This is a genomic window from Paractinoplanes hotanensis (genome assembly GCF_023717965.1).
Classification (GTDB): Bacteria; Actinomycetota; Actinomycetes; order Mycobacteriales; family Micromonosporaceae; genus Actinoplanes; species Actinoplanes polyasparticus.
The window spans coordinates 144,124-169,725 of sequence record NZ_JAMQOL010000032.1 but is presented as its reverse complement, the minus strand read 5'-3'; the positions used below and the strand labels follow the sequence as shown (position 1 = coordinate 169,725).

Here is a 25,602-nt window from a genome sequence, read left to right as displayed (position 1 = left end):
CGTAACCCGAATCCCCGGCGTAACCCGAATCCCCGGCGTAACCCGAATCCCCGGCGTAACCCGAATCCCCGGCGTAACCCGAATCCCCGGCGTAAGGCGGGTCCCCGGCGCGCGGCGAGTCGGCCGGGTACGGGGAACTAGCGGCCCGGCGGGGCAGCGGGGACGGGCTGTCGTCGTGGTCGACGAACTCGCCCTCGACCACCTTGCCGGCCGGGGTGTCGCGGACGACCACCGGGTTCTCGCTGTATTCCTCGGAGTCGAGGTTGGCCGGGCCGGGCGCTCCGCCAGCTGACGGGCTGGGTGGCGGTGCCGGCGGCGGCGGGGAACTGCCCGGCGGCGGTGGGGGCGGCGGCTCGTCGGGGCCTCGGCCCCAGGTGCGGTCGCGGCCGGCCCACGGGGGTGGTTCGACGTCGCCCAGCAGGTCGGCGTCGAGGTCGGCGTCGGGTTCGTCGTCGAAGTCGGTGACCGGCGGGGGCGGCAGGTCCGAGGCTCGGTCGCGCGGGGCGGCCTCGTCCCAGTTGATTTTGACGCGGCGCAGGTCGTCGACATCGACCGTGATCGGCAGGGTGTCGCCGGGCTCGGGCCACTTGACCACGGGGATGCGGGACTCGTTGATCTCGATCTCGCGCGTCGGCAGGCCGGGCGCCACGATCACCGCCTGGATGCGGGCCCGGGCGTACACCGCCGTGGTCATCGGTCGGGGCGTGATCGCCGAGACCTCGGCCGTGCCGGCCACCCAGGCCCGGGCGCCGCGGCGCACCACGTTGACCACGCCCAGGGCCACGGCCAGGCCGAGCAGGGCAACCCCGAAGATGACCACCCCCAGGCTGGACATGCCGAAGCCCAGCGCGACCACGAAGACCGCGATCGTGCCCGCGACCGCCGCGACCAGCTTCCGTGCCGGCGCGATCGGACGTCCGGTCTGGTTTGCCAATGTGGACCTCCCGCTCGTACCCGTCAGGTTATTGCCCGGCTCAGTGTGAGCGAAAGTGCGGTAGGTCCGGCGTTGGCGCTCGTCGCGTTCCCGGTACCGATAGGCTGAAACTCAGCCCCCCACCTGTACTGGAGGAACGTCGTGCCCACCCCCATCGAGCGCTCGCTCGTGCTCGTCAAGCCTGACGCGGTCCGCCGCGGACTTCTCGGCGAGATTCTTTCCCGGTTCGAGCTCAAGGGGCTGGTGATCGAGGCGCTCGAGCTGCGCACGATGGACGCGGCGCTGGCCGACCAGCACTACGCCGACCACGTCGAGAAGGCGTTCTACCCGCCGCTCAAGGAGTTCATGACCTCGGGCCCGCTGGCCGCGGTGGTCCTCGCGGGCGACGAGGTGATCGAGGTCGTACGCGCGATGATCGGTTCGACCGACGGGCGCAAGGCGGCCGCGGGCACGATCCGCGGCGATTTTTCCCTCTCCAACCGGGAGAATCTGGTGCACGCCTCCGACTCGCCCGAGAGCGCGAAGCGCGAGCTCGCCCTGTGGTTCCCCAACCTGCCGATCTGAAGTTCAGGGCACGGCCACCCGATGGCCAATTGAGATCGATAGGCATCACGGTATGACCTCGATCTCACGAAGGAACCTGCTGCGCGCGGGAGTCGCGGGTGGCGTCGCCGGCCTGGCCGGCGGGGCGCCCGCGTTCTCCTCGGCGGGTCACCGGCCCGTCCTCACCCACGGTGTTCAGAGCGGCGACCCCCTGGGCAACTCGGCGGTGGTCTGGAGCCGCGCCGACCGGCCCGGGCGGCTCTGGGTGCAGGTCAGCAGGCGGCCCGACTTCCGCGGCTCGCGGGTGCTGCGCGGTCCCGTCGTCACGCCCGGCTCCGATTTCACCGGCAAGCTGACGTTGCGCGGGCTGCCCGCTGGGGAGCAGCTCTACTACCGGGTCCGTGCGGAGAGCCTGGAGCGGCCGGGCCTGTTCGGCGCCCCGGTCGGTGGCTCGTTGCGGACGGCGCCCGACCGGCGGCGGGACGTCCGCTTCGTCTGGACCGGCGATGTCGTCGGCCAGGGGTGGGGCATCGACCCCGCGTACGGCGGGCTGAAGCTCTTCGAGTCGATGCGCCGCCGCCGGCCCGATTTCCTGCTGCACAGCGGGGACACGGTGTACGCCGACGGGCCGTTGACCGAGACGGTTACGCTGCCCGACGGCCGGATCTGGCGCAACCTGGTCACCGAAGAGAAGCTCAAGGTGGCCGAGACCCTGACGGAGTACCGCGGGCAGTACGCCTACAACCTGCTCGACCCGGCCTACCGGGCGTTCGCCGCCGAGGTGCCGCAGATCAACCAGTGGGACGACCACGAGGTCACCAACAACTGGTACCCCGGCGAGATCCTGGACGACGCCCGCTACACCGAGAAGCGGGTGGACGTGCTGGCCGAGCGGGCGCGGCAGGCGTACCACGAGTGGGTGCCGACGCCCTTCCGCGAGGGGCCGGTGCACCGCAAGATCTCGTACGGGCCGCTCCTGGACATCTTCGTGCTCGACATGCGTACGTTCAAGGACGCGAACGACGGCAACACGTACGCGGATCCGGCGCGCGGCCTGCTCGGCCGTGAGCAGCGGCAGTGGCTGATCCGCGGCCTGCGGGAGTCGAAGGCGACCTGGAAGGTGATCGCCAACGACCTGCCGATCGGCCTGGTCGTGCCGGACGGCGCGGCCGCCCAGGAGGGGGTGGCCCAGGGTGACCCGGGCGCGCCGAAGGGCCGTGAGCTCGAGTTCGCCCAAGTGCTGCAGTCGGCGCACCGGCACGGCGTGACCGGCATCGTCTTCCTGACCGCCGACGTGCACTACACGCAGGCCAACCACTACGACCCGGCCCGGGCGGCGATCCAGGACTTCACGCCGTTCTGGGAGTTCGTCTCCGGTCCCGCGCACGCGGGCGCGTTCGGCCCCAACGCCCTGGACGGCACGTTCGGTCCCCGAACCGCCTTCGTCAACGCCCCGCCGGTCGCCAACACGTCCCCGGCCGACGGCTTCCAGCACTTCGGCGAGGTCGAGATCGACGCCGAGACCAGGGCGTTCACCGTGCACCTGCGTGACCGTGCGGGCGCGTCGCTCTGGAGCACCACCCTGGCCGCCCCGCGGCGCTGAAAACCAGGGAGGGCCGGTATCGTTGTCTGTGCGCAGGCGACGATCCGGCCATCACCGGGGAGCTTCCGGAAGAACAGACCTGGCGGTCTCAGTAGAACCGGCTGGCGGCGGCCAAAGAATTGAGCGGGCGGAGAGATCCGTCAAGCGAGGTGGTACCGCGGGCTGAGCGCTCGTCCTCGCAGTCTGATGACGACTGCTATGAGGGGAACCGCCGACCATGGCCTATCCGAAGCACACCGACGCCACGGGCGTGCCGGCCAGCCCCGACCTGCCCGCCGTCGAGCGCGCGGTCCTCGATCACTGGGCGGCCGACAAGACCTTCGAGGCGTCCGTCGAGCAGCGCCCGGCCGGGCGGGACGGCGCCAACGAATACGTCTTCTACGACGGCCCGCCGTTCGCCAACGGGCTGCCGCACTACGGGCACCTGTTCACCGGTTACGTGAAAGACCTGGTACCGCGCTACCAGAGCATGCGCGGCAAGCGCGTGGAGCGCCGCTTCGGCTGGGACACCCACGGGTTGCCGGCCGAGGTCGAGGCCGAGAAGCAGCTGGGCATCAGCACCAAGGCCCAGATCGTCGAGCTCGGCATCGACAAGTTCAACGAGGCCTGCCGTACGTCCGTGCTCGCCTACACCAAGGACTGGGAGCGCTACGTCACCCGGCAGGCCCGCTGGGTCGACTTCGCCGACGATTACAAGACCCTCGACCCCAGTTACATGGAGTCGGTCATGTGGGCGTTCAAGACGCTGCACGACAAGGGCCTGGTCTACGAGGGCTTCCGCGTCCTGGCCTACTGCTTCCGGTGCGAGACCCCGCTGTCGAACACCGAGACCCGGATGGACGACGTCTACCGGGACCGCACCGACCCGGCGCTGACGGTCACCTTCCGCCTGGAGACGGGTGAGGACATCGCGGTGTGGACCACGACGCCGTGGACGCTGCCGTCCAACCTCGCGCTCGCGGTCGGCCCGTCCCTGGAGTACGCGATCCTCGAGAAGGACGGGAAGCGGCTCATCATGGGAGCGTCGAGGACACCCTCGTACGCGAAGGAGCTGGAGGGCTGGACACCGGTCGGCACGATCCTCGGCAGCGAGCTGGCCGGCCGCCGGTACGCCCCGATGTTCGACTTCCTGGTCGAGAAGGGCGGACCGAACGCGTTCCAGGTGCTCGCGGCCGACTACGTGAGCGACGAGGACGGCACCGGCGTCGTCCACCAGGCGCCGGCCTTCGGCGAGGACGACCAGAACGTCTGCAACGCGGCCGGCATCCCGACCGTGGTGACCGTCGACGAGCACACGCGCTTCACCGCGCTCGTGCCGGACTGGCAGGGCACGCAGGTGTTCGACGCCAACAAGCCGATCATCGCCCGACTCAAGGAAGAGAACAAAGTCCTGCGCCACGAGGGGTACACGCACTCGTACCCGCACTGCTGGCGCTGCGACACGCCGCTGGTCTACAAGGCGGTGTCGTCGTGGTTCGTGGCCGTGACGAAGTTCCGCGACCGCATGGTCGAGCTCAACCAGGAGATCACCTGGACGCCGGCCCACATCAAGGACGGCTCGTTCGGCAAGTGGCTGGCCAACGCCCGCGACTGGTCGATCTCGCGCAACCGGTTCTGGGGCTCGCCGATCCCGGTCTGGAAGTCGGACGACCCCACCTACCCGCGGGTCGACATCTACGGCTCCTTCGAAGAGCTCGAGCGCGACTTCGGCGTCAAGATCGAGGACCTTCACCGCCCGTACGTGGATGAGCTGACCCGCCCCAACCCGGACGACCCGACCGGGCAGTCGACCATGCGCCGGGTGCCCGAGGTGCTCGACTGCTGGTTCGAGTCGGGGTCGATGCCGTTCGCCCAGGTGCACTACCCGTTCGAGAACAAGGACTGGTTCGAGCACCACTACCCGGGCGACTTCATCGTCGAGTACATCGGCCAGACCCGGGGCTGGTTCTACACCATGCACGTGCTGGCCACCGCGCTGTTCGATCGGCCGGCGTTCCGCAACTGCCTCAGCCACGGCATCCTGCTCGGCGAGGACGGCCGCAAGATGTCCAAGTCGCTGCGCAACTACCCCGACGTCTACCAGGTCTTCGACACCCACGGCTCGGACGCGATGCGCTGGATGCTGATGTCGTCGCCGGTGCTGCGGGGCGGGGACATGCCGGTCACCGAGGTGGCCATCCGCGACTCGGTGCGCCAGGTGCTGCTGCCGCTGTGGAACGTCTGGTATTTCTTCAGCCTGTACGCGAACGCCTCCGCCCACGAGGCGAAGTTGCGCACCGACTCGCAGCACCTGCTCGACCGCTACATCCTGGCCAAGACGGGTGAGCTGGTCACCGACGTCCAGAACCAGATGGACGAGTACGACATCTCGGGCGCGGCCGCCTCGGTCCGGTCCTACCTCGACGCGCTGACCAACTGGTACGTACGCCGGTCGCGCGACCGCTTCTGGCAGGGCGACGCCGACGCGTTCGACACCCTGGCCACCGTGCTCGAGACCCTGTGCCGGGTGGTGGCGCCGCTCGCGCCGCTGACCACTGAGGAGATCTGGCGCGGCCTGACCGGCGGACGCTCGGTGCACCTGACCGACTGGCCCGACGCGTCGGCCTTCCCGTCCGACCACGAGCTGGTGGCGTCGATGGACGCGATCCGCGACGTGGCCTCGGCCGCGCTCTCGCTGCGCAAGGCGCGGGCCCTGCGCGTGCGGCTGCCGCTGGCCAAGCTCACGGTGGCCACCACCGACGCCGCTGCTCTGGCCGGCCTGGCCGACCTGGTGGCCGACGAGGTCAACGTCAAGGAGGTCGTCTTCACCGACGACGTGGCCGCCTCCTCCGAGCAGGTCCTGACCGTCGTGCCGCGAGCGCTCGGCCCCCGGGTCGGCAAGCAGGTGCAGCAGGTCATCAAGGCGGTCAAGGCCGGCGACTGGCAGCTGGTCGACGGCGCGCCGGTGGCCGCCGGCGTCACCCTGCGCGAGGGTGAGTACGAGCTGAAGCTGGTGGCAGCCGACGTCGAGAACTCGGCGCCGCTGCCGGGCAGCGCGGGCGTCGTCGTGCTCGACACCGCGGTGACCCCGGAACTTGCGGCCGAGGGCCTGGCCCGCGACGTGATCCGGGTCGTGCAGCAGGCCCGCCGCGACGCGGGCTTCGACGTCTCGGACCGGATCGCGCTGGTCGTCTCGGCGGCCGGGCCGGTGCGGGCAGCGGTCGAGGCGCACCGTGACTTCGTCGGCGGCGAGACGCTGGCGACGTCGGTGACGCTCGCCGAGGCGGGCGCCGAGGGTTTCGCGGGCGAGGTCGGCGACGGAGATCAGGTAACAGTTCAGGTCTCGAAGGCGGTCTGAAATCGGCGGCCGGTCCGGATATTTCGCACATCTGTGACGAATGTTCGGGCCGGTCGGTCGGCTCGACGAGGACTTCCGGGTTTCCGTCCGATAACCTGACCGCGCCCCCCACATTTTCGTGCGCACGCCTGTCCCCGGAGGAACCCCAGTTGCCGCTGCTCTACACGATCGGCAAGGTCACGGTCGGCAACGCGATGATGCTCGGCTGGCGTCCCCACGTCGAGGGACTGAACCACATCCCCCGGACCGGTGGCGTGGTGTTCGCCGGCAACCACCTCTCGGTCGCCGACGAGCTCTTCCTCGGTTCGGTGGTGCCCCGTCACCTCGCCTTCTGGGCGAAGGAGGAGTACTTCGACGGCACGGGCGTCAAGGGCTGGTTCAACCGCAGCCTGATGCACGGGCTCGGCGCCATCCGGGTGGCCCGCGGCGGCGGACGGGCTGCGCTCACCGCGTTCGACGGCGCCATTCCCGTCCTCAAGTCCGGTGACGCGGTCGCGCTCTATCCCGAGGGCACGCGCTCGCCCGACGGGCGGCTCTACCGCGGCCGCACCGGCGTGGCCCGGCTCTCGGTGGCGGCCGGGGTGCCGATCGTCCCGGTCGGCATGCTCGGCACCGACAAGGTCCAGCCCATCGGCCAGCTCATGCCCAGGCCGGCGCGCGGTGTCGTCACCGTCAAGTTCGGCGAGCCGATCCCGACCGTGGGCCGGTCCGACGACCGCACGGCGCTGCGCGAGCTCACCGACGAGGTGATGACCGAGATCCAGAAGCTCACCGGTCAGGAGTACGTGCCGCGGTACGCCCCGGCCAAGCCGCCCAAGGAGTAGGGGTCACGGTGCTCGCGCGCCGGGGCGTCGAGGAAGTGCGGGCCGAGCTGATCGGCGAAGAGCCAGCGTCGGGTCATGTCGTCATCGTGCCCGGCCCCGGCCCGGTCAACCGGGAGTCAGCACTTCTTCCCGCAGGCGGGCGACCAGGTCGGCGCTGTCGGTGATCGAGCGGCGGGTCAGCAGCACGGTGGCCAGGCTGCCGTGGTCCGCCCAGGCGCAGACGACCACCGAGGCGCCGTCGTCGCGGCCGACGCCGCAGCTCTGGTGGGCGCCGGTCTCGCCGAGGTCGAAGGACTGCACGTCCTTCAGGTTGTAGGCGGAGGTGACCTGGTCGAGGCGGCCGCGGACGTCGGAGCCGGGGGTGAGCCGGAAGCCGGTCTCGCCGTAGACGGAGACCCGCTTGCCGCGGCCGTCGCGGTAGACGCCGGCGAAGCCGTTGGGGCCGGTCTCCTCGGTGTCGCGCAACTGCAGGTCGGCGAAGGACTTCGGCAGGGCGGCGCTGACCGGGTACTGACGGGCGCTCGGCCACTGGAACCAGGCGAAGGGGAGGCCGCAGCAGCAGACCACGCCGAGCAGGCTCAGCAACGCGAGCCGGCGGCCCCAGCGGCGCTTGCGGCGGGGCGGCGGCAGGGGCCGGCTCGGCTGGCGCGGGGCCCACGGCGGCGGGGCCGGGAGCCGGCGGCCCTGGACCATCGGGCCGGGCGGCGGCGAGGGCGGGGCCGGGGGACGGGTCTGGACGGGCAGGCGGTTGGCCGTGGCGGCCTTCTCCAGGCGCTTGCGCTCCTTCTTGGAGAGCTTCGGCGGCTCGGCGCTGGCCGGGGCCGGGGCGGTGTGCGGGGCGGTGTGCGGGGCGGTGTGCGGCGGCTCGACCTTTGTCGGCGCCGGGGGCTCGACGCGGGTCGGGGGCGGCGGGGCCACCGGCTGCGGAGTCGCCTCCACCTCGGTGACCTCGGGAAAGGGAAAAGCGTCCCACGGTGTGTCCTGGTCGGCCCACGGGTCGACCGCCGGGGTGGTCGCCCAGTGCTCCTCCTCGACCGGCTGGGGTCCGCCGTCGCGGCGCCACCAAGGCTTCTTCGGCGACGGCTCGGGCACGGCCGCGGAGGCGCTCCAGCGCGCCGGCGCGTCCACGGTGGAGGGTTCGGAGCCGGTGTCGAGCCGGGTCGGGTCGGGCACTCCGGCCGCCGGCTGAGTTTCCTCCGGCTGCTCGTGGGCCATCGGTCGATCTCCTTCACTGCCGGCAAGATTCCCGGCGAGACGGTCAACTCCCAGGTTAGAGGCGGTGCGCCACCCCCGGCCTCTGTCCTGAGACCGGTTCCCGCGTACAAATGCCGGACAACCAGGGCGATGTGCAAGACGCTCTGGAGCCGTAGAGTTACCGGGACATGAGAACGACACAGAGAAACGCCGTCACTCTGACCGGGAATCCCACCGGCCAGCCGATGGTGTTCGCCCACGGTTACGGCTGCGACCAGAACATGTGGCGTCTTGTCGCCCCGGCCTTCGCGGACTCTCATCGGCTCATACTTTTCGACCACGTCGGCAACGGCCGGTCCGACCTGTCGGCCTACGACGACGACCGCCACTCCACGCTCGGCGGGTACGCCGACGACATCCTCGAGATCCTGCACGAGCACGACCTGTGGGATGTCGTCTTCGTCGGCCACTCGGTGAGCGCCATGATCGGCGTGCTCGCGGCCATCAAGGAGCCTGAGCGCTTCGCCCGCCTGGTGCTCGTCGGCCCCTCCCCGCGCTACATCAACGAGCCCGTCGAGGGCTACGTGGGCGGCTTCAACAAGGACGACATCGAGTCGCTGCTCGTCTCGCTCGACAGCAACTATCTCGGCTGGTCGAGCACGATGGCGCCGGTGATCATGGGCAACCCCGAGCGGCCCGAGCTCGGTCAGGAGCTGACCAACAGCTTCTGCCGCACCGATCCCGAGATCGCCAAGAAGTTCGCGCGCGTCACGTTCCTGTCCGACAACCGCGACGACCTTCTCGAGTTGCGCACACCCGCGCTCATCCTCCAGTGTTCCGATGATGTGATCGCGCCGGCCGCCGTCGGCGACTACGTTCACAAGCACACCGCCGGGAGCACTCTGGTACACCTCAACGCCACGGGTCACTGCCCCAACCTGAGCGCCCCGGAGGAAACCATCGACGCCATGAAGGCTTGGCTTTAGAAGCGGCGGACCGTGAGTGACTCTGGTGGGCCGGACGTGACGCAGGACCTGCGGCCGCCCTGGGACGAAGACCCCGATGACCTGTACGAGCACGCGCCGTGCGGGTACCTGACCACGCTCCCCGACGGCACGATCGTCCGGGTCAACCAGACGTTCCTGAGCTGGACCGGATTCACGCGCGGCGAGCTGGTCGGGCACCGCCGGTTCCGTGACCTGCTCACCTCCGGCGGGCAGATCTATCACGAGACCCACTACGCCCCGCTGCTGCGCATGCAGGACGAGGTGCACGAGCTCGCGTTCGATGTGGTCTGCTCGGACGGACGTCAGCTGCCCACGCTGGTCAACTCGGTGCTGGCCCGCAGCGGGACGGGGCAGCCCCGGGCGATCCGCACGACCCTGTTCAACGCCACCGAGCGCCGCCAGTACGAGACGGAACTGCTGCTCGCGCGGCAGATCGCCGAGTCCTCCGAGCGGCGGGTCCGGGTGCTGCAGCAGATCGTGGCCGACCTGGCCGCCGCGCCGACCGAGGCCGAGGTGGCCGAGGCGGTGGTCCGCGCGCCCGAGGCCGCCTTCGGCGCGGCCAGCAGCAGCATCTACCTGGTCGACGACGAGCGTGACGTCATCTACGCCGTGGCGTCGACCGACCCGACCACCGGCAACTGGGACGACATGCCGCGCACGTCGGAGCGGGCCGTTGCCCGGGTGGCCGAGCGCGGCGACCTGCACGTGGTGCCCTCGGTCGCCGAGGCCCGCACGCACTTCCCCGACCTGGTCGAGAGCATGCGCCGCTCGGGCCGCAACACCGTCGTGCTGCTGCCGCTGACGACCGGCCCGGCCGACGAGCGCTCCACCGTCGAGACGCTCGGTGTGCTGGCGTTCAGCTTCAAGGGCGAGCGCAAGCTCACCGACGGCGAGCTGCGGGTCGTCCGCCTGCTCGGGCAGCAGTCCGGTCAGGCGCTCGACCGGGCCCGGCTCTACGACGAGGTCCGCCGCCGCGAGGACCGATCCAAGTTCCTGGCCGGCACCACGCGGTCGCTCGACGAGCTGCACCGGCTGCTCCCGCGCACCCGCCGGCTGATCGACCGGGTCGTCCCCGAGATCGCCGACTGGGCCGAGGTGCGCCTTCAGGTGGGCACGCCCGCGCTCGTCGAGCACGGCGGCGGTCCCCGCCCCGACGAAGAGCTGCTGACCCAGCGGTTGGGCAAGGTCGCGGCGAGCGGCGAACCGGTGTTCGCCGCCGAGGGCGACCAGCTCGACTGCTCGGTGCTGCCGCTGACGGCCCGGGGGCTGGTGCTGGGCACGCTGGCACTGCGGATGTCCACCAACCGGCGCGGCATCGCGGCCGAGCAGGCGTTCCTGATCGAACTGGCCGACCGGGCCGGGCTCGCGCTGGAGAACGCCCGCCTCTACGAGCAGGAACGGCAGATCGCCCGCACGCTCCAGCGCAGCCTGCTCGCCGGCGACCTGCCCGGCGGTGACAGCCGGTTCGCGGTCGAGACCCACTATCAGGCGGCCGCGCTCGACCTCGAGGTCGGCGGCGACTGGTTCGACGCCTTCCTGATCACCCCGGACAAGCTGGCCGTCGTGGTCGGCGACGTGGTCGGCCGGGGCATCGAGGCGGCCACCACGATGGGCCAGCTCCGCAGCGCGGTGCGCGCGCTCGCCTCCAGCGCGACCGGGCCGGCCCAGCTGATCGAGGGGCTGGATCGGTTCGTCGAGCGGGTCGAGTCGGCCCGCATGGCCACCGTGGCCTACGTCGAGGTCGACCTGACCGACGGCGAGGTGGTCTACTCGTGCGCCGGTCACCTGCCGCCGCTGCTGCAGGAGCCGGCCGGCTCGCCGGAATACCTGCTGCAAGGCCGCTCGGCGCCGCTGGGTTCCAAGGCCGGCAACAAGGTCCGCACCGAGCACCGCCGCCGGTTGCCCGCAGGCAGCCGCATGCTGCTCTACACCGACGGCCTGATCGAGCGCCGCACCCGCCCGATCGACAAGGGCTTCGAGTTGCTCGCCCGCGAGTGGGCGCGACGCCGGGACGCCCCTCTGCAGGGGCTGGCAGCCACCCTGGCCGACACCCTGGTCGGCCGCGACCACAGCGACGACGTCTGCATGCTCTGCCTGACGCTCGGCGCCGAGGAACGCATCGAGCGCACGATCGGCGCCGACCGCATGCAGATCGCCCTGCTCCGGGCCGACCTGCGGACCTGGCTGGTGGGCCACGAGGTCGAGCCCGAGTGCCGCGACGCGGTGCTGCTGGCCTGCTCCGAGGCGGTGGCCAACGCGATCGAGCACGGCTACCGCGACGACCCGTTCGGCATGATCGACGTCGTGGCCACGGTGACCGCCGACGCGGTCGAGGTGCGGGTCACCGACCGGGGCACCTGGCGCGGCGCGGTCAGCGACGTGGCCCGCGGCCGCGGTCTCCAGCTGATCCGCGAGTCGATGGACCAGGTCCTGTTCGACCGCAGTGACGGCACCACCGTCACCATGCGTCGTGGCCGGCTGGAGGTGGGGTGATGGAATTCACCCGGGGTGGCCGCCCCGTGCCGAGGGGCGATCTGCATCGCTGGGTCACCTTCTCGACGTTCGGCGACGCCGAGCTGGTCTCGCTGACCGGCGAGATCGACCTGGCCAACGCGCCCGAGATCGGCAAGGCGATCGTCGAGCGGATCGAGAAGGCCGGCAAGGTGCTCATCGACCTGACCACCGTCTCGTTTCTCGACAGCGCCGGGGTGCGCCTGCTCGACGCGCTGATCGGTGATCTCAACGACCACGGCAAGCCGGCCCGGCTGGTGGTGGGGGAGACGGGCGCCGCCCGCATGACGCTCCAGCTGTGCGCGTTCCGCGAGGATGTGCTGGCCACCGACCTCGACCGGGCCGCAGCCGAGATCGGTAGCTGACGCGCGTACCCTAGAGGCCCATGAGCGAGCGGAGCGAGGGAATCAACCAGCACAGCGCGTTTGTGCCTCATGTCGGCACGGAGCGAAGCGGAGTGCCGGCATGAGTGTCCGTTCCGTCTTCCCGCAGCTCGAGCAGCTGCTGCCCCGGGTCAGCAAGCCGATCCAATACGTGGGTGGCGAGCTTGGCGCCGTCGTCAAGGATTGGGACGCGACGACGGTCCGCTGGGCGCTGATGTATCCCGACGCCTACGAGGTGGGCCTGCCCAACCAGGGCGTCCAGATCCTCTACGAGGTGCTCAACGAGCAAGAGGACGTGCTGGCCGAGCGCACCTACGCGGTCTGGCCCGACCTCGAGGCGCTGATGAAGGAGAACGGCGTCCCGCAGTTCACGGTCGACGCCCACCGCCCGGTCAAGGCGTTCGACGTCCTCGGCCTGTCCTTCGCGACCGAGCTCGGCTACACCAACATGCTCTCCGCGCTCGACCTGGCCGGCATCCCGCTGATGAGCGCCGACCGCGACGAGAGCCACCCGATCGTGCTGGCCGGCGGCCACGCCAGCTTCAACCCCGAGCCGATCGCCGACTTCATCGACGCCGCCGTGCTCGGCGACGGTGAAGAGGCCGTCCTCGAGATCACCGGCATCATCCGGGAGTGGAAGGCCGAGGGCTGCCCCGGCGGCCGCGACGAGCTGCTGCTGCGCCTGGCCCGCACCGAGAGCATCTACGTCCCCCGCTTCTACGACGTCGACTACCTGCCCGACGGCCGCATCCAGCGGGTGGTGCCCAACCGCCCCGACGTGCCGTTCCGCGTGGCCAAGCGCACGACGATGGACCTCGACGCCTGGCCGTACCCCAAGAAGCCCCTGGTCCCGCTGGCCGAGACGGTCCACGAGCGCTACGCGGTCGAGATCTTCCGTGGCTGCACGCGGGGCTGCCGCTTCTGCCAGGCCGGCATGATCACGCGCCCGGTGCGCGAGCGCTCGATCACCACGGTCGGCCAGATGATCAAGGAAGGCCTCGAGTACTCGGGATTCAGCGAGGTCGGCCTGCTCTCGCTGTCGAGCGCCGACCACTCCGAGATCGGCGACATGTGCTCCGGCCTCGCCGAGCAGTACGAGGGCACCAACGTCTCGCTGTCGCTGCCCTCGACCCGGGTCGACGCCTTCAACATCGACCTGGCCCAGGAGCTGTCGAAGAACGGCCGCCGGACGGGCCTGACCTTCGCGCCCGAGGGCGGATCCGAGCGCATCCGCAAGGTCATCAACAAGATGGTGACCGAGGAGGACCTGATCCGGACGGTCGTCACGGCCTACACGAACGGCTGGCGCCAGGTCAAGCTGTACTTCATGTGCGGGCTGCCCACCGAGACCGACGACGACGTGCTGCAGATCGGCCGCATGGCGCACGAGGTGATCAAGGCCGGCCGCGCCGCCGCCGGCACCAAGGACATCCGCTGCACGGTGTCGATCGGCGGTTTCGTGCCGAAGCCACACACCCCGTTCCAGTGGGCGCCGATGGTGCGTCCCGAGGTCATCGACGCCCGCCTCCAGATGCTCAAGCAAGAGATCAACAGCGACCGGTCGCTGGGCCGTGCGATCGGCTACCGCTACCACGACGGCGAGCCCTCGCTGATCGAGGGCCTGCTCTCGCGGGGCGACCGCCGGGTCGGCGCCGTCATCCGCCGGGTGTGGGAAAAGGGCGGCCGCTTCGACGGCTGGAGCGAGCACTTCTCGTACACCCGGTGGGTCGAGGCCTGCGCCGAGGTGCTGCCCGGCTTCGGTGTCGACCTCGACTGGTTCACCACCCGCGAGCGTCAGCACTCCGAGGTGCTGCCCTGGGACCACCTGGATTCCGGTCTCGACAAGGACTGGCTCTGGCAGGACTGGCAGGACTCGACGTCCGAGTTCGAGCAGGACGACTGCCGCTGGACCCCGTGCTTCGACTGCGGCGTCTGCCCGTCGATGGACACCGAGATCCAGATCGGCCCCACCGGCAAGAAGCTGCTGCCCCTGACCCCGGTCAACTCCCTGCGGCTGCCTGCCTGACATGGCCCCCAAGAATCAGCCCGCCGGCGGCCAGGCGCCCGTCGTCCAGCGCATCCGCCTGCGCTACGCCAAGCGCGGCCCGCTGCGCTTCACCTCCCACCGCGACTTCGCCCGCGCGTTCGAGCGGGCGTTGCGGCGGGCCGCCGTGCCCATCGCCTTCTCCCAGGGCTTCACCCCGCACCCCAAGATCTCGTACGCGAGTGCGGCCCCGACCGGCGTGGGCAGCGAGGCCGAGTACCTCGAGATCGGTCTGCAGGCCGAGGTCGATCCCGGGCAGCTGCGCGTCGCCCTCGACGCCGCGCTCTCCCCGGGCCTCGACATCCTCGACGCGGTGATCGCCGGTCCGGGCAGCCTGGCCGACCGGATCGACGCCTCGCACTGGCGGATCGAGCTGCCCACGGTCGAGCCGGCCGACGCCGAGTCGGCCGTCCGGGCGTTCATCGCCCTCGACGAAGTGCTGGTAGAGCGCATGACGAAGCAGGGCCGGCGCTCGTTCGACGCTCGGCAGGCAGTGGCTCACATCGATGTGACGGATCAGTCCGCCGTACCTTCCGAGGCGGACGGCGCACCGTGTGCGATAATCGACCTTGTCGTACGACAGGTGACACCCGCCGTACGACCCGATGACGTCCTTTCCGGCCTGCGCGTGGCGGCTGGTCTGGAGCCGCCGGTGCCCCCACGGGTTACCCGGCTGGCCCAGGGCACGCTCACCGCACAGGGGGATATCGTCGATCCGTTGGACGCGGATCGCGAGCCTGCCCTTCCGGGGTAAGGATCGCTCCATCGGAGGCGCTGGCTGCAACCGGCGCCTGTTGACAGACTTCGGCAGCCCGTCCGCTCACCCGGCGGGACCGAAATACTTGCGGCGACCCTGCGTGGCAGCGCTCAAACGCGCCCGGGGCCGCCAGAACTGGAGAGCGCCCCATGCTCGATAACGAGCCCCAAGACAACTTGGGAGAACAGGGCGGTGAAGGGGCCGGAGCAGCCGCTCCGCCCGAGACCGCCGCAACTGTTACCCCCGCGCGCAAGCGTGCCCCCCGCCGCAAGGCAGCGGCGCCAGCCGCCGAGCCCGAGGCAGCACCGGCTGCGGGTCCGTCCGACCCCGTCGCCGCCATCCACGAGTCACCGGCTTCCGCCGAGGAGCCTGCGCCGCCCGTCAAGAAGGCGACGCGGGCCCGTAAGAAGGCCGCCGCTCCGGCGGTCGCTCCGGCCGAGGCGGAGGCCGCCGCCGAAGAGGTCGCGCCGCCCGTCAAGGCCACCCGCACCCGGGCCCGCAAGAAGGCCGCCCCGCCCGCCCCGGTGGAGGAGCCGGTCGTCGCCGAGCCGGTCGGGATCGAGCCCTTGATCGAGGGCGAGCAGCCGGTCGTCGAGGACGAGGCCCTCGAGGTCGCTGAGGCGGCCGAGGGCACCCCGATCATCGGAGTGATCCCGCTCGACGCCGACTTCGTCGAGACCGAGGCGCCCGCTCCGCGCCGTGGCCGCCGCGCCGCGGCCCTGCCCCCGGCTGTGCTGTTCATGCCGCCGGAGGCCACTGAGACCACTCCGGCTCCGGCCCGCCGGTCACGCCGTGCCGCCGCCGTGCCGCCCGTGGTCGCCGAGACGCCCGAGATCCCGCCGGTCGCCGAGGCCGAGGCCGCGGTGGCTGAGGTCCCGGCCGTCGCGACCGAGGAGCCGGCCGAGGGCGCTCGTCGCAGCCGGCGCCGCCGTCGCGGCGCCGCCGACGAGCCCGCCGAGGCCCCCGCGGCCGCGGTCACGGCCCCGCCCGCCGACGAGGCGGTCGACGAGGCCGACGAGAGCGCCGACGACGTCGAGGACGGCGACGACGAGGCCGACGATGACGACGACACCGCGGCCGGTCGCCGCCGCCGTCGCCGGGGACGCCGTGGCCGTGGCCGTGGCAAGGGCCCTGCCGAGGACGGCGAGCAGGACGAGGCCGAGGAAGGCGCCGAGGCGTCGGCCGAGGAGGAGTCCGAGGACGAGGAAGAGGGCGACGAGGGCGACGGCGTGACCCGTCGCCGCCGCCGCCGGCGCCGCAAGGGCTCGAGCGGTGACGCCGAGACCGGCGGCATCGAGGACGGCGTGCACACCGTCGTGCGGGTGCGCGAGCCCCGCCGCACCTCCGACGAGGTGCAGGGCGTCTCGGGCTCGACCCGGCTCGAGGCCAAGCGTCAGCGCCGCCGCGACGGCCGTGAGCAGCGCCGGACCCGTCCGCCGATCCTGAGCGAGTCGGAGTTCCTGGCCCGCCGCGAGGCGGTCGACCGGGTGATGGTCGTGCGCCAGAAGCCCGACCGCACCCAGATCGCCGTGATGGAAGACGGCATCCTGGTCGAGCACTACGTCTCGCGCAGCACCTCCGGCACCATGGTCGGCAACGTGTACCTCGGCAAGGTGCAGAACGTGCTGCCCAGCATGGAAGCGGCGTTCGTCGACATCGGCCGCGGCCGCAACGCGGTGCTCTACGCCGGCGAGGTCAACTGGGACGCCACCGGGCTCGAGGGCCGGGCCCGCTCGATCGAGCAGGCGCTGCGCTCCGGCGACTCGGTGCTGGTGCAGGTGACCAAGGACCCGATCGGGCACAAGGGCGCCCGGCTGAGCAGCCACATCGCGCTCTCCGGCCGGCACCTGGTCTACGTGCCCAACGGCAACGCCTCCGGGATCAGCCGCAAGCTGCCCGACAACGAGCGCAAGCGCCTCCGGGACGTGCTGAAGAAGCTGGTGCCCGACGGCGCCGGCGTCATCGTGCGGACGGCGGCCGAGGGCGCCAGCGAGGACGACCTCGCCCGCGACGTCAAGCGGCTCCAGGCGCAGTGGGAGGAGATCCAGCGCAAATCGGCCGAGGGCCACGCGCCGGTCGCCCTCTCCGAGGAGCCCGACCTGGTCATCCGGGTCGTCCGGGACCTCTTCAACGAGGACTTCCGCGAGCTGATCGTGCAGGGCGACTCGGCGTACGGCGAGCTGGAGAACTACCTCAACTCGGTCTCGCCCGACCTGCTCGAGCGCATGCACCGTTACACCGGCACCGGGGACGTCTTCGCCGACAAGCGCATCGACGAGCAGATCCTCAAGGGTCTGGACCGCAAGGTGTTCCTGCCCTCGGGCGGCCACCTGGTCTTCGACCGCACCGAGGCCATGACGGTGGTTGACGTCAACACGGGCAAGTACACCGGCGCTGGCGGCAACCTCGAGGAGACGGTCACCCGCAACAACCTCGAGGCGGCCGAGGAGATCGTCCGGCAGCTGCGGCTGCGCGACCTCGGCGGCATCGTGGTCATCGACTTCATCGACATGGTGCTCGAGAGCAACCGCGAGCTGGTGCTGCGGCGGCTCACGGAGTGCCTGGGCCGCGACCGCACCAAGCACCAGGTCACCGAGATCACCTCGCTCGGCCTGGTGCAGATGACCCGCAAGCGGATCGGCTCGGGCCTGCTCGAGGCGTTCAGCGAGACCTGTGAGCACTGCAAGGGCCGCGGGGTGCTGATCCACACCGAGCCGGTGCCCGAGAAGCGTTCCAACGGCGGTGGCGCCGGGAACCAGGTCAAGGCGGTCGCCGCGGCGGCCCGGACCGAGACCGCCCCGGCCCAGCAGCAGCAGCAGCCGAGCGGCAAGTCGCGGCGTCGCCGTGGTGGCGGCGGCGACACCGTGGTCGCCGAGCCCGTCTCGGAGCCGGTCGTGCCGGACCCGATCCGGGACGAGCTGCCGGACGTCGAGGTCGAGCCCGACGAGCCGATCGAGATTGTGACCGAGGCGGTGCGGCACGAGGGCGACGACCCGGCGGCCGAGACCGCGGGCCTGCCCCCGGTGGCCGGCTCGGGCATCGTGACCGGCCGGGCGCCTGCCACCAACGCGGACCCCGAGGACGACTACGACATCAGCGGCTACGACCTGTCGCGGTATGAGGCGCCGGCCGCCGAGGCGGAGCCGCTCCAGCTCACCGGGTCCGACGATCCGGACGCGGCCGAGGATGAGGACGACGACGAGCCGGTGGGGGCGGGCGCCGGACGGCGCCGCTCGCGGCGGGGCGGTACGCGGAGGCGTACGCGACCCTGATCCTGCCCTTTCGGATCAACAAAGGATCGACAGGAGCGGTTTGGTAAAGAAAGTTAACTGCCAAGCCGCTCCTTTCCGTCTCCGTCGGTTACCCTCGCGGGATCGATCAGCCTTCCCCGAGGAGACCGAGCCCCGATGTTCCGAATCCCCCTGATCCGGGGCCTCGCCGTGTGCGTGGCGCTGGGTTCTCTCACCGCGACGGCCGCCTGTTCGTCGTCGTCCGGCGATTCGTCCGGCGCCGCGTCCGCCGGCTCGGCCGCGACTGCCCCGCCGCCGGTCGCGGTGCCCCCTGCTCCGGTCGACCCGTCCGTGGCGGCCAAGGCCGACGCCGAGCTGTCCGGCAACACCAAGGAGATCTGCGCCCAGGCCGAGCGCGCGAGCACCAGCTTCGGTGAGATCTTCATCGCCGACCTCAAGCTGCAGATCGACGCCGCGAGCAAGGGTGAGCAGGCCAAGCGGCAGGCCGCCGAGAAGGTCTCGCGCGACGTCCGGAACTACTCGTTCGCGCTGGCCGACATGGCCGGGCTGACCACCGATCCCGCCCTGAAGAAGGCGTTGACCGAGATGAGTGCGCAGGTCAAGGCCCTGAAGGGGGACGTCACCAAGATCAACGCTGAGAAGATGTCGGCCCTCACGGCCCGGCTCGACAAGGCGTGCGGCCGGGGCTGATGCGGCCCCGGTTTGGGATCGGAGCGCCTGATGAAGTACTCTTTCTGCTGGCGCTTTTCCAGGCGCCGTGCTTCCGTGCCCGCCCCCTGTTTTGAGGGGTGAGAGCCGGAATCTCAGCTTCATCCGCCAAGCAGCGGTCAACGCTGCGTAAGTCTCAGGGAGTCCGCGTCCGATGTACGCGATCGTCAAGACCGGCGGCAAGCAGTACAAGGTTGCCGAGGGCGACGTGATCGAGGTCGAGAAGCTCGCGGGTGTGCCCGGCGACTCGCTGACGCTCGCCGCAGTCCTCCTCGTCGACGGTGACAACCTGGTGACCGACGCGGCCAAGCTTGCCAAGGTGACGGTGTCCGGCGAGATCGCCGAGCACACCAAGGGTCCGAAGATCCGGATCCACAAGTTCAAGAACAAGACCGGTTACCACAAGCGTCAGGGGCACCGTCAGCCGCTGACCAAGATCAAGGTCACCGGCATCACGAGCGGGAAGTAAGGGGCGGATCACTCATGGCTCACAAAAAGGGTGCATCCAGCTCGCGCAACGGCCGTGACTCCGCCGCTCAGCGGCTCGGTGTCAAGCGGTTCGGCGGCCAGCTGGTCAGCGCCGGCGAGATCCTGATCCGCCAGCGCGGCACGAAGTTCCACCCGGGCGACCTGGTCGGCCGCGGCGGCGACGACACGCTGTTCGCTCTGGCGACCGGCAATGTGCTGTTCGGCACGAAGCGCGGTCGCAAGACCGTCAGCATCGTTCCGGCGGCGGAGTAAAGTTTCTTCGAAGCGGGCCGCGGACCTTTCGGGGTCCGTGGCCCGCTTTGTGTTTTCCGCCCCCGCGTCGCGCGGCCGGCGGCTCTACCGAGGAACAAGCCCGCCTGAGGCCGGCGTTGAACCCTCGGGACATCTTCGGCAAGGAGTTGAGCAGTGACCACGTTCGTCGACCGCGTCGTGCTGCACCTGCAAGCGGGTGACGGCGGGCACGGCTGCGTCTCGGTGCGCCGCGAGAAGTTCAAGCCGCTGGGCGGGCCCGACGGTGGCAACGGTGGGCACGGCGGCGGCATCACCCTGGTGGTCGACCCGCAGATCCACACGCTGCTCGACTTCCACTTCCACGGGCACGTCAAGGCGTCCAACGGCGGCGGCGGCGCGGGCGCCAACCGCGACGGCGCCAACGGCAAGGACCTCGTGCTCAAGGTGCCCGACGGCACGGTCGTGCTGAACGCCGACGGCGAGGTGCTGGCCGACCTGATCGGCGAGGGCGCCACCTTCGAGGTGGCGCGGGGCGGCCGCGGTGGCCGGGGCAACGCCTCGCTGGCCAACACCCGCCGCAAGGTGCCCGGCTTCGCCGAACTGGGCGAGCCCGGTGACAGCCTCGACGCGGTGCTCGAGCTCAAGAGCGTGGCCGATGTGGGTCTGGTCGGTTTCCCGTCGGCCGGCAAGTCGTCGCTCATCTCGGTCATCTCCGCGGCCAAGCCCAAGATCGCCGACTACCCGTTCACCACGCTGGTGCCCAACCTCGGCGTGGTGCAGGCGGGCGACCAGACCTTCACCGTGGCCGACGTGCCCGGCCTGATCCCGGGCGCGGCCACCGGCAAGGGCCTGGGCATGGAGTTCCTGCGGCACATCGAGCGCACCTCGGTGCTGGTGCACGTGCTCGACTCGGCGGCGCTCGAGATCGAGCGCGACCCGCTGGCCGACCTCGACGCGATCGAGGCCGAGCTGTCGGCGTACGGCGGTCTGGAGGACAGGCCGCGGCTGGTCGTGCTCAACAAGATTGACATCCCGGACGGGCGCGATCTCGCCGAGATGGTGCGGGCCGACATCGAGGCCCGCGGCTACCGCGTCTTCGAGGTCAGCGCGGTCACCCGCGAGGGCCTCAAGGAACTGATCTTCGCCCTGGCCGAGACGGTCGCCCAGCACCGCCTGGACAAGCCGGCGCCCGAGCCCAGCCGGGCCATCGTGCGTCCGCGCGCGGTCGACGAGTCCGGATTCACGGTCGAGCAGGACGCCGAGGGTGTCTTCGTGGTGAGCGGGGCCAAGGTCGAGCGCTGGGTCCGCCAGACGAACTTCGACAACGACGAGGCCGTGGGTTATCTGGCCGACCGGCTCGACCGGCTCGGCGTCGAGGACACGCTGGGCAAGAAGGGCGCCAAGGCGGGCGACCCGGTGCGCATCGGCGATCGCGAGTTCGACTGGCAGCCCAACGCCGGCGAGTTCGTGTCGGGCCCCCGCGGCACCGACGCCCGCCTCGAGGACGACGAAGCCCGCGCCAGCGCCGCCGAGCGCCTGGCAGCCCGCAAGGCCCGCCGCGTGCGCTCGGACGACGAGCTTTTGCACATGTCGGCCGACGGCACGGTCACGAGCGTGGCCAACGCCCATCGGCCGGTCCTCGTGACAGATGACGACGACACCGACGAATAGGGCGTAGTCCAGCTCGGCGCAACCCTGCGGCAAGGGTGGCCGCCTAGGGTCACGACGTGCTGATCGAAGCCAGGCCCGCCCTGGACCCCGAGCTGGCCGCCCTTGTGACGGCCCAGCTGCACGAGGGCGGCCAGAGTTACGTGCCGGACGACCGTGCCGCGTACTTCGTGGCGGTCGTCGACGGCCGGGCCGTGGCCTGCGGCGCGTGGCAACCGCTGCCCGAGGTCGGCGTGGCCGAGATCAAGCGGATGTACGTGCGCCCGGCCTTCCGGGGCCGCGGCATCGCCCGTCAGATGATCGTCACGCTCGAGGAGGAGGCGCTCGTCGCGGGGCGCCCGGTGATCCGCCTGACCGCCGGGGTCACCTCGCCCGCGGCGGTCGCCCTCTACCGGTCGTCGGGCTACGAGCGCCTCCCGATCTGCGAGCCGGCCGCGTTCTGCTTCGAGAAGCGGCTGACCGCCTCAGTCCAGTAGGCCGAGGGCGGCGCGGGTACGCCGTACGGTCTCGGCAGCGCGCGGCTGCACCCAGGCCTTGCCCTCGGCCAGGATCTTGCGTACGTGACCCGGGTCCTCCGACAACTCGGCGTAACGCGCCCGGATCGGCCCCAGCACCGACTCGACCGCGTCGGTGGCCTCGCGTTTCAGCACGCCGTAGGACGTGAACGGACCCGGCTCCCGGTCCGCGCAGGCGCGCAGGATCGCCAGCAGGTTGGACACGCCGGGCTGCCGCTCCGGGTCGACACGCACGACGCCCACCGTGTCGGTCACCGCCCGCGCGATGGTCCGGCGGATCACCTCGGGCGGGTCGAGCAGCCCGATCCGGCCCGCCGCCGACGGCGTGCTCTTGCTCATCTTGCGGCTCGGGTCGGCCAGGTCCATGATCCGCGCGGTATTTACCGGCCGGATGCCCTCGGGCACCGTGAAGGTCTGGCCGTAGCGCGCGTTGAACCTGGTCGCGATGGTGCGGGTGAGCTCCAGGTGCTGGCTCTGGTCGTCGCCGACCGGCACCTGGTCGCAGTCGTGGACGAGGATGTCGGCCGCCATGAGCACCGGATAGGTGAGCAGGCTGAGCCGTACTGTCTTGCTGGCCGCGGACTTCTCCTTGAACTGGATCATGCGCGCGGCCTCGCCGTAGCCGGTCGCGCACTCGAGCAGGTAGTGCAGCTCGCTGTGCTCGGGCACCTGAGAGTTGGCGATGATGGCGGTGCGCTGCGGGTCGACGCCGGCGGCGATTAGCACGGTCGCGACCTGCAGCGTGTTCGCGCGCAGCTGCCGGGGATCGTGCTCCATGGTGAGCGCGTGGAGATCGGCGATCATGGCGATGGAGGGCGTGGCCTGGGCGGCCACCAACGGGCGCATGGCGCCGATCAGGTTGCCCAGGTGCAGGTGGCCGGTCGGCTGGAAGCCGGTGAGGCGGCGGGTCATGGTGGTGTCCTTCCGGGTCAGGGCCGCCCTTTCCCGGACATGACAACGGCCGCCCGGGAAGGGGCGGCCGCGAAGATGAGTGCGCGTGTGGGGGAGCCGCCCGTCAGGGCAGCCACCAACCGAGGTTCGCGAAGCGCATGGGGCCACGATAGCAGCGGTCCGGCTCGTACCGGATGATGGTCGAATGCCGAGCCTGACCCGCGCCGAGGCTACCGCCCGGGCCGCCACCGTCGATGTCCGTGAATACGAGGTCGACCTCGATCTCACCACCGAGGGCGACACCTTCGGCTCCCGCACGGTGGTGCGTTTCGACGCCCACGAGGGCGCATCGACCTTCCTCGAGTTCGAGCCGGTACGCGCCGGCAAGATGACGCTGAACGGGTCGCCGCTGCCCGACTCGGCGCTCGTCGACGGCCGGCTGCTGCTCACCGGCCTGGCCGACGTCAACGAGCTGGCCGTCGAGGCCGTCATGCGCTACTCCAACACCGGTGAGGGCCTGCACAAGTACGTCGACCCGGCGGACGGCTCGGTCTACATCTACCAGCACATGTTCATCAACAACGCGGGCCGGATCCTGCCCGCGTTCGACCAGCCCGACCTCAAGGCGTCGTTCCGGATCACCGTGACGGCGCCCCCGAGCTGGCGGGTCGCCGCCAACGGGCCGCTGCTCTCGGGGGCCAACGGACGGTGGGAGTTCGCGGCCACCAAGCCGATCTCGACCTACCTGTGCTCGCTCATCGCCGGGCCGTACCACGAGGTCACCGACTCGCACGACGGCATCCCGCTGGCCCTCTACGCGCGGGCCGCGCTGGCCGGGGCGCTGGAGGCCGAGGCCGCCGAGATCTTCGAAGTCACCAAGCAGTGCTTCGACCGTTACCACGAGATCTTCGACATCCGGTACCCGTTCGGCCACTACCAGCAGGCGTTCGCCCCCGAGTTCAACTTCGGCGCGATGGAGTACCCGGGCCTGGTGGTCTTTCGCGACGAGTTCATCTACCGCTCCGCGGTGACCGACAGCGAGCGCGAGCACCGGGCCAACGTGATCGCCCACGAGATGGCGCACATGTGGTTCGGCGACCTGGTGACCATGGCCTGGTGGGACGACCTGTGGCTGAACGAGTCGTTCGCCGAGTACATGGGCACCCGCATCGCGGCCGAGGCGACACGGTTCCCGGGCACCTGGACCACCTTCGCCATGCAGCGCAAGGCCTGGGGTCTGCGCGCCGACCAGCACCCGTCGACCCATCCGGTGGCGCCGGCCGAGGTCTCCGACACCGACCAGGCGCTGCTGAACTTCGACGGCATCTCGTACGCCAAGGGTGCGGCCGTTCTCAAGCAACTGGTCGCCTTCGTGGGCGACGAGGCGTTCCGGACCGGCGTCAACGCGCACTTCGCGGCCCACGCCTACGGCAACGCGACGCTGGCCGACCTGCTCGGCGCGCTGTCCGGGGCCAGCGGGCGCGACCTGACCGCCTGGGCCGACGTCTGGCTGCGCCGGGCCCAGGTCAACACGCTGCGCTCGTCCTTCGAGGTCGACGGTTCCTCGTACTCGTCGGTGGTCATCGAGCAGACCGCGCCCGGCGCCTATCCGACGCTGCGCCCGCACCGGCTCGGGATCGGCCTGTGGGACCGGGCCGACGGCGCCCTCGTCCGGCGCAAGCTGATCGAGGTCGAGGTCGGGGCGACCGGCCGCACCGAGCTGCCCGAGCTCGCCGGCGAGCCGGTGGCCGACCTGCTGCTGCTCAACGACGGTGACCTCACGTACGCGAAGATCCGGCTCGACGAGCAGTCGACCGCCGCCGTGCCGGCCCTGCTGCCCCTGATCGGCGACTCGCTGGCCCGTGCCGTGCTCTGGGCGGCCACGCTCGACGCGGTCGTCGACGGCGAACGTCCGGTGGCCGAGCTGGTCACCCTGGCGCTGGCCGCGTTGCCGGTCGAGTCCGAGGTGGTGATCGTCGAGGACGTGCTGCGGGCCACCCGCAGCCTGGTCGACCGCTACTCCACCCCGGAGACCCGTCCGGCCGCCCTCGAGCTGGTCGCGCAGGCCGCCGACCGGCTGCTCGCCGTCTCGGAGCCGGGCGGCTCACGCCAGCTGGCCGCGGCCCGCGGACTGATCGGCGCCACCGTCGACACCGCCCGCCTGCGCGACTGGCTCGACGGCGGCGCGGTGCCCGACGGCCTCGCGGTCGACGCCGACCTGCGCTGGCTGATCGTCTACCGCCTGGCCGTGCTCGGTGCGGCCGGCACCGAGGTGATCGACGCCGAGTTCGAGCGTGACCGCAGCGCCACCGGCGAGCAGTGGGCCGCCCGCTGCCGGGCCGCCCGCCCCGACCCCGACGCCAAGGCGCTGGCCTGGGCCGCGATCATCGGGGACGCCGCGCTCTCGAACCGCCTGGTCGAGATGACCGCTTCCGGCTTCTGGCAGGCCGAGCAGCTCGACCTGCTGCGCGACTACGTGCCGCGCTACTTCGCCGAGATGCCCGCCATGATGCGGCTGCGCAGCGGCATGAGCGCCGAGCGTACGGCCGCTGCGGCCTATCCGGGCCTGGTGGTCGAGCAGCGCACCCGCGACCTGGCGGCCGCCCTTCTCGCCGACACCCGTCTCGACCCGATCCTGCGCCGCGTGGTGCTGGACGCGGACGACGATGTCCGGCGGGCTCTGGACGCACGTTGATCTCTGTTGCCCACCCC

The 25,602-nt window shown here is 71.1% G+C and carries 19 protein-coding genes and 1 pseudogene; 16 read left to right on the top strand and 4 right to left on the bottom strand.

The genetic code is table 11. The features are described 5' to 3' along the window. A pseudogene (locus tag LXN57_RS23840) lies at positions 1 to 934 on the bottom strand (hypothetical protein); the annotation flags it as partial. Positions 935 to 1,075: 141 nt separating this feature from the next. Here LXN57_RS23840 and ndk point away from each other — a divergent pair. The 4 genes from ndk (at position 1,076) to LXN57_RS23820 (ending at position 7,241) form a co-directional block, all read left to right on the top strand. Beyond that, positions 1,076 to 1,498: a nucleoside-diphosphate kinase gene (gene ndk, locus LXN57_RS23835; protein ID WP_251800389.1), complete on the top strand. Its 423-nt coding sequence runs from the start codon at positions 1,076 to 1,078 to the stop codon at positions 1,496 to 1,498. 52 nt (positions 1,499 to 1,550) lie between these two features. After that, positions 1,551 to 3,080 (top strand): alkaline phosphatase D family protein, encoded by a 1,530-nt coding sequence (locus LXN57_RS23830; protein ID WP_251800388.1) that lies wholly within the window; start codon positions 1,551 to 1,553, stop codon positions 3,078 to 3,080. 217 nt (positions 3,081 to 3,297) lie between these two features. Next, positions 3,298 to 6,417 carry an isoleucine--tRNA ligase gene (gene ileS / locus LXN57_RS23825; RefSeq protein ID WP_251800387.1) on the top strand — a complete coding sequence of 1,040 codons (3,120 nt, stop codon included), beginning with the start codon at positions 3,298 to 3,300 and terminating at the stop codon, positions 6,415 to 6,417. 149 nt (positions 6,418 to 6,566) lie between these two features. Next, positions 6,567 to 7,241 carry a lysophospholipid acyltransferase family protein gene (locus LXN57_RS23820; protein ID WP_251800386.1) on the top strand — a complete coding sequence of 225 codons (675 nt, stop codon included), beginning with the start codon at positions 6,567 to 6,569 and terminating at the stop codon, positions 7,239 to 7,241. Here the strand turns inward: LXN57_RS23820 and LXN57_RS47965 are convergent. Together LXN57_RS47965 and LXN57_RS23815 are read right to left on the bottom strand one after the other, a co-directional pair. Further along, positions 7,193 to 7,318, bottom strand: coding sequence for a hypothetical protein (locus tag LXN57_RS47965; RefSeq protein ID WP_285904666.1), 126 nt, complete (start codon positions 7,316 to 7,318; stop codon positions 7,193 to 7,195). The two genes, LXN57_RS23820 and LXN57_RS47965, sit on opposite strands and share 49 nt — an antisense overlap. Positions 7,319 to 7,346: 28 nt before the next feature. Further along, positions 7,347 to 8,456: a hypothetical protein gene (locus LXN57_RS23815; RefSeq protein WP_251800385.1), complete on the bottom strand. Its 1,110-nt coding sequence runs from the start codon at positions 8,454 to 8,456 to the stop codon at positions 7,347 to 7,349. A 167-nt stretch (positions 8,457 to 8,623) separates the two neighbouring features. On the opposite strand from LXN57_RS23815, the gene LXN57_RS23810 reads away from it, so the two are divergent. From LXN57_RS23810 to LXN57_RS23760, 11 genes are all read left to right on the top strand, one after another. After that, positions 8,624 to 9,421, top strand: coding sequence for an alpha/beta fold hydrolase (locus tag LXN57_RS23810; protein WP_251800384.1), 798 nt, complete (start codon positions 8,624 to 8,626; stop codon positions 9,419 to 9,421). 12 nt (positions 9,422 to 9,433) lie between these two features. Beyond that, positions 9,434 to 11,935, top strand: coding sequence for a SpoIIE family protein phosphatase (locus LXN57_RS23805; protein ID WP_251800383.1), 2,502 nt, complete (start codon positions 9,434 to 9,436; stop codon positions 11,933 to 11,935). Continuing rightward, on the top strand, positions 11,935 to 12,318 hold the full coding sequence (locus LXN57_RS23800; protein WP_251800382.1) for an STAS domain-containing protein: 384 nt from the start codon (positions 11,935 to 11,937) through the stop codon (positions 12,316 to 12,318). Before LXN57_RS23805 ends, LXN57_RS23800 begins: the two co-directional genes overlap by 1 nt. A 100-nt stretch (positions 12,319 to 12,418) precedes the next feature. Further along, entirely contained in the window at positions 12,419 to 14,362 is a 1,944-nt protein-coding gene (locus LXN57_RS23795) for a TIGR03960 family B12-binding radical SAM protein (protein WP_251800381.1), read from the top strand. Position 14,363: 1 nt separating this feature from the next. Then, positions 14,364 to 15,134 carry a TIGR03936 family radical SAM-associated protein gene (locus LXN57_RS23790; protein WP_285904665.1) on the top strand — a complete coding sequence of 257 codons (771 nt, stop codon included), beginning with the start codon at positions 14,364 to 14,366 and terminating at the stop codon, positions 15,132 to 15,134. Between the two features lie 152 nt (positions 15,135 to 15,286). Beyond that, entirely contained in the window at positions 15,287 to 18,409 is a 3,123-nt protein-coding gene (locus LXN57_RS23785; RefSeq protein ID WP_251800380.1) for an Rne/Rng family ribonuclease, read from the top strand. Positions 18,410 to 18,544: 135 nt separating this feature from the next. Further along, the gene (locus tag LXN57_RS23780) at positions 18,545 to 19,078 is read left to right on the top strand and encodes a hypothetical protein (protein ID WP_251800379.1); all 534 of its coding nucleotides are present in this window, start codon (positions 18,545 to 18,547) and stop codon (positions 19,076 to 19,078) included. A 172-nt stretch (positions 19,079 to 19,250) separates the two neighbouring features. Beyond that, entirely contained in the window at positions 19,251 to 19,565 is a 315-nt protein-coding gene (rplU, locus tag LXN57_RS23775) for a 50S ribosomal protein L21 (protein WP_251800378.1), read from the top strand. 14 nt (positions 19,566 to 19,579) lie between these two features. Next, a complete protein-coding gene (gene rpmA / locus LXN57_RS23770; RefSeq protein ID WP_184953201.1) occupies positions 19,580 to 19,837 on the top strand; it encodes a 50S ribosomal protein L27 in 258 nt (85 codons plus the stop codon). 153 nt (positions 19,838 to 19,990) lie between these two features. Continuing rightward, on the top strand, positions 19,991 to 21,487 hold the full coding sequence (gene obgE, locus LXN57_RS23765; protein WP_251800377.1) for a GTPase ObgE: 1,497 nt from the start codon (positions 19,991 to 19,993) through the stop codon (positions 21,485 to 21,487). Positions 21,488 to 21,543: 56 nt separating this feature from the next. Continuing rightward, positions 21,544 to 21,960: a GNAT family N-acetyltransferase gene (locus tag LXN57_RS23760; protein ID WP_251800376.1), complete on the top strand. Its 417-nt coding sequence runs from the start codon at positions 21,544 to 21,546 to the stop codon at positions 21,958 to 21,960. Here LXN57_RS23760 and trpS read toward each other — a convergent pair. After that, positions 21,949 to 22,911 carry a tryptophan--tRNA ligase gene (gene trpS / locus LXN57_RS23755; protein ID WP_251800375.1) on the bottom strand — a complete coding sequence of 321 codons (963 nt, stop codon included), beginning with the start codon at positions 22,909 to 22,911 and terminating at the stop codon, positions 21,949 to 21,951. The two genes, LXN57_RS23760 and trpS, sit on opposite strands and share 12 nt — an antisense overlap. 184 nt (positions 22,912 to 23,095) lie before the next feature. Here trpS and pepN point away from each other — a divergent pair, with 184 nt between their 5' ends. Continuing rightward, positions 23,096 to 25,585, top strand: coding sequence for an aminopeptidase N (pepN, locus tag LXN57_RS23750; protein ID WP_251800374.1), 2,490 nt, complete (start codon positions 23,096 to 23,098; stop codon positions 25,583 to 25,585). Positions 25,586 to 25,602 lie beyond the last annotated feature (17 nt).

Coding starts and splice junctions, on each gene's coding strand:
- rplU (WP_251800378.1), top strand. CDS start 19,251: ATGTACGCGATCGTCAAGACCGGCGGCAAGCAGTACAAGGTTGCCGAG.
- LXN57_RS23790 (WP_285904665.1), top strand. CDS start 14,364: ATGGCCCCCAAGAATCAGCCCGCCGGCGGCCAGGCGCCCGTCGTCCAG.
- LXN57_RS23810 (WP_251800384.1), top strand. CDS start 8,624: ATGAGAACGACACAGAGAAACGCCGTCACTCTGACCGGGAATCCCACC.
- pepN (WP_251800374.1), top strand. CDS start 23,096: ATGCCGAGCCTGACCCGCGCCGAGGCTACCGCCCGGGCCGCCACCGTC.
- LXN57_RS23800 (WP_251800382.1), top strand. CDS start 11,935: ATGGAATTCACCCGGGGTGGCCGCCCCGTGCCGAGGGGCGATCTGCAT.
- LXN57_RS23830 (WP_251800388.1), top strand. CDS start 1,551: ATGACCTCGATCTCACGAAGGAACCTGCTGCGCGCGGGAGTCGCGGGT.
- LXN57_RS47965 (WP_285904666.1), bottom strand. CDS start 7,318: ATGACCCGACGCTGGCTCTTCGCCGATCAGCTCGGCCCGCACTTCCTC.
- LXN57_RS23785 (WP_251800380.1), top strand. CDS start 15,287: ATGCTCGATAACGAGCCCCAAGACAACTTGGGAGAACAGGGCGGTGAA.
- rpmA (WP_184953201.1), top strand. CDS start 19,580: ATGGCTCACAAAAAGGGTGCATCCAGCTCGCGCAACGGCCGTGACTCC.
- trpS (WP_251800375.1), bottom strand. CDS start 22,911: ATGACCCGCCGCCTCACCGGCTTCCAGCCGACCGGCCACCTGCACCTG.
- LXN57_RS23795 (WP_251800381.1), top strand. CDS start 12,419: ATGAGTGTCCGTTCCGTCTTCCCGCAGCTCGAGCAGCTGCTGCCCCGG.
- LXN57_RS23780 (WP_251800379.1), top strand. CDS start 18,545: ATGTTCCGAATCCCCCTGATCCGGGGCCTCGCCGTGTGCGTGGCGCTG.
- LXN57_RS23815 (WP_251800385.1), bottom strand. CDS start 8,456: ATGGCCCACGAGCAGCCGGAGGAAACTCAGCCGGCGGCCGGAGTGCCC.
- ileS (WP_251800387.1), top strand. CDS start 3,298: ATGGCCTATCCGAAGCACACCGACGCCACGGGCGTGCCGGCCAGCCCC.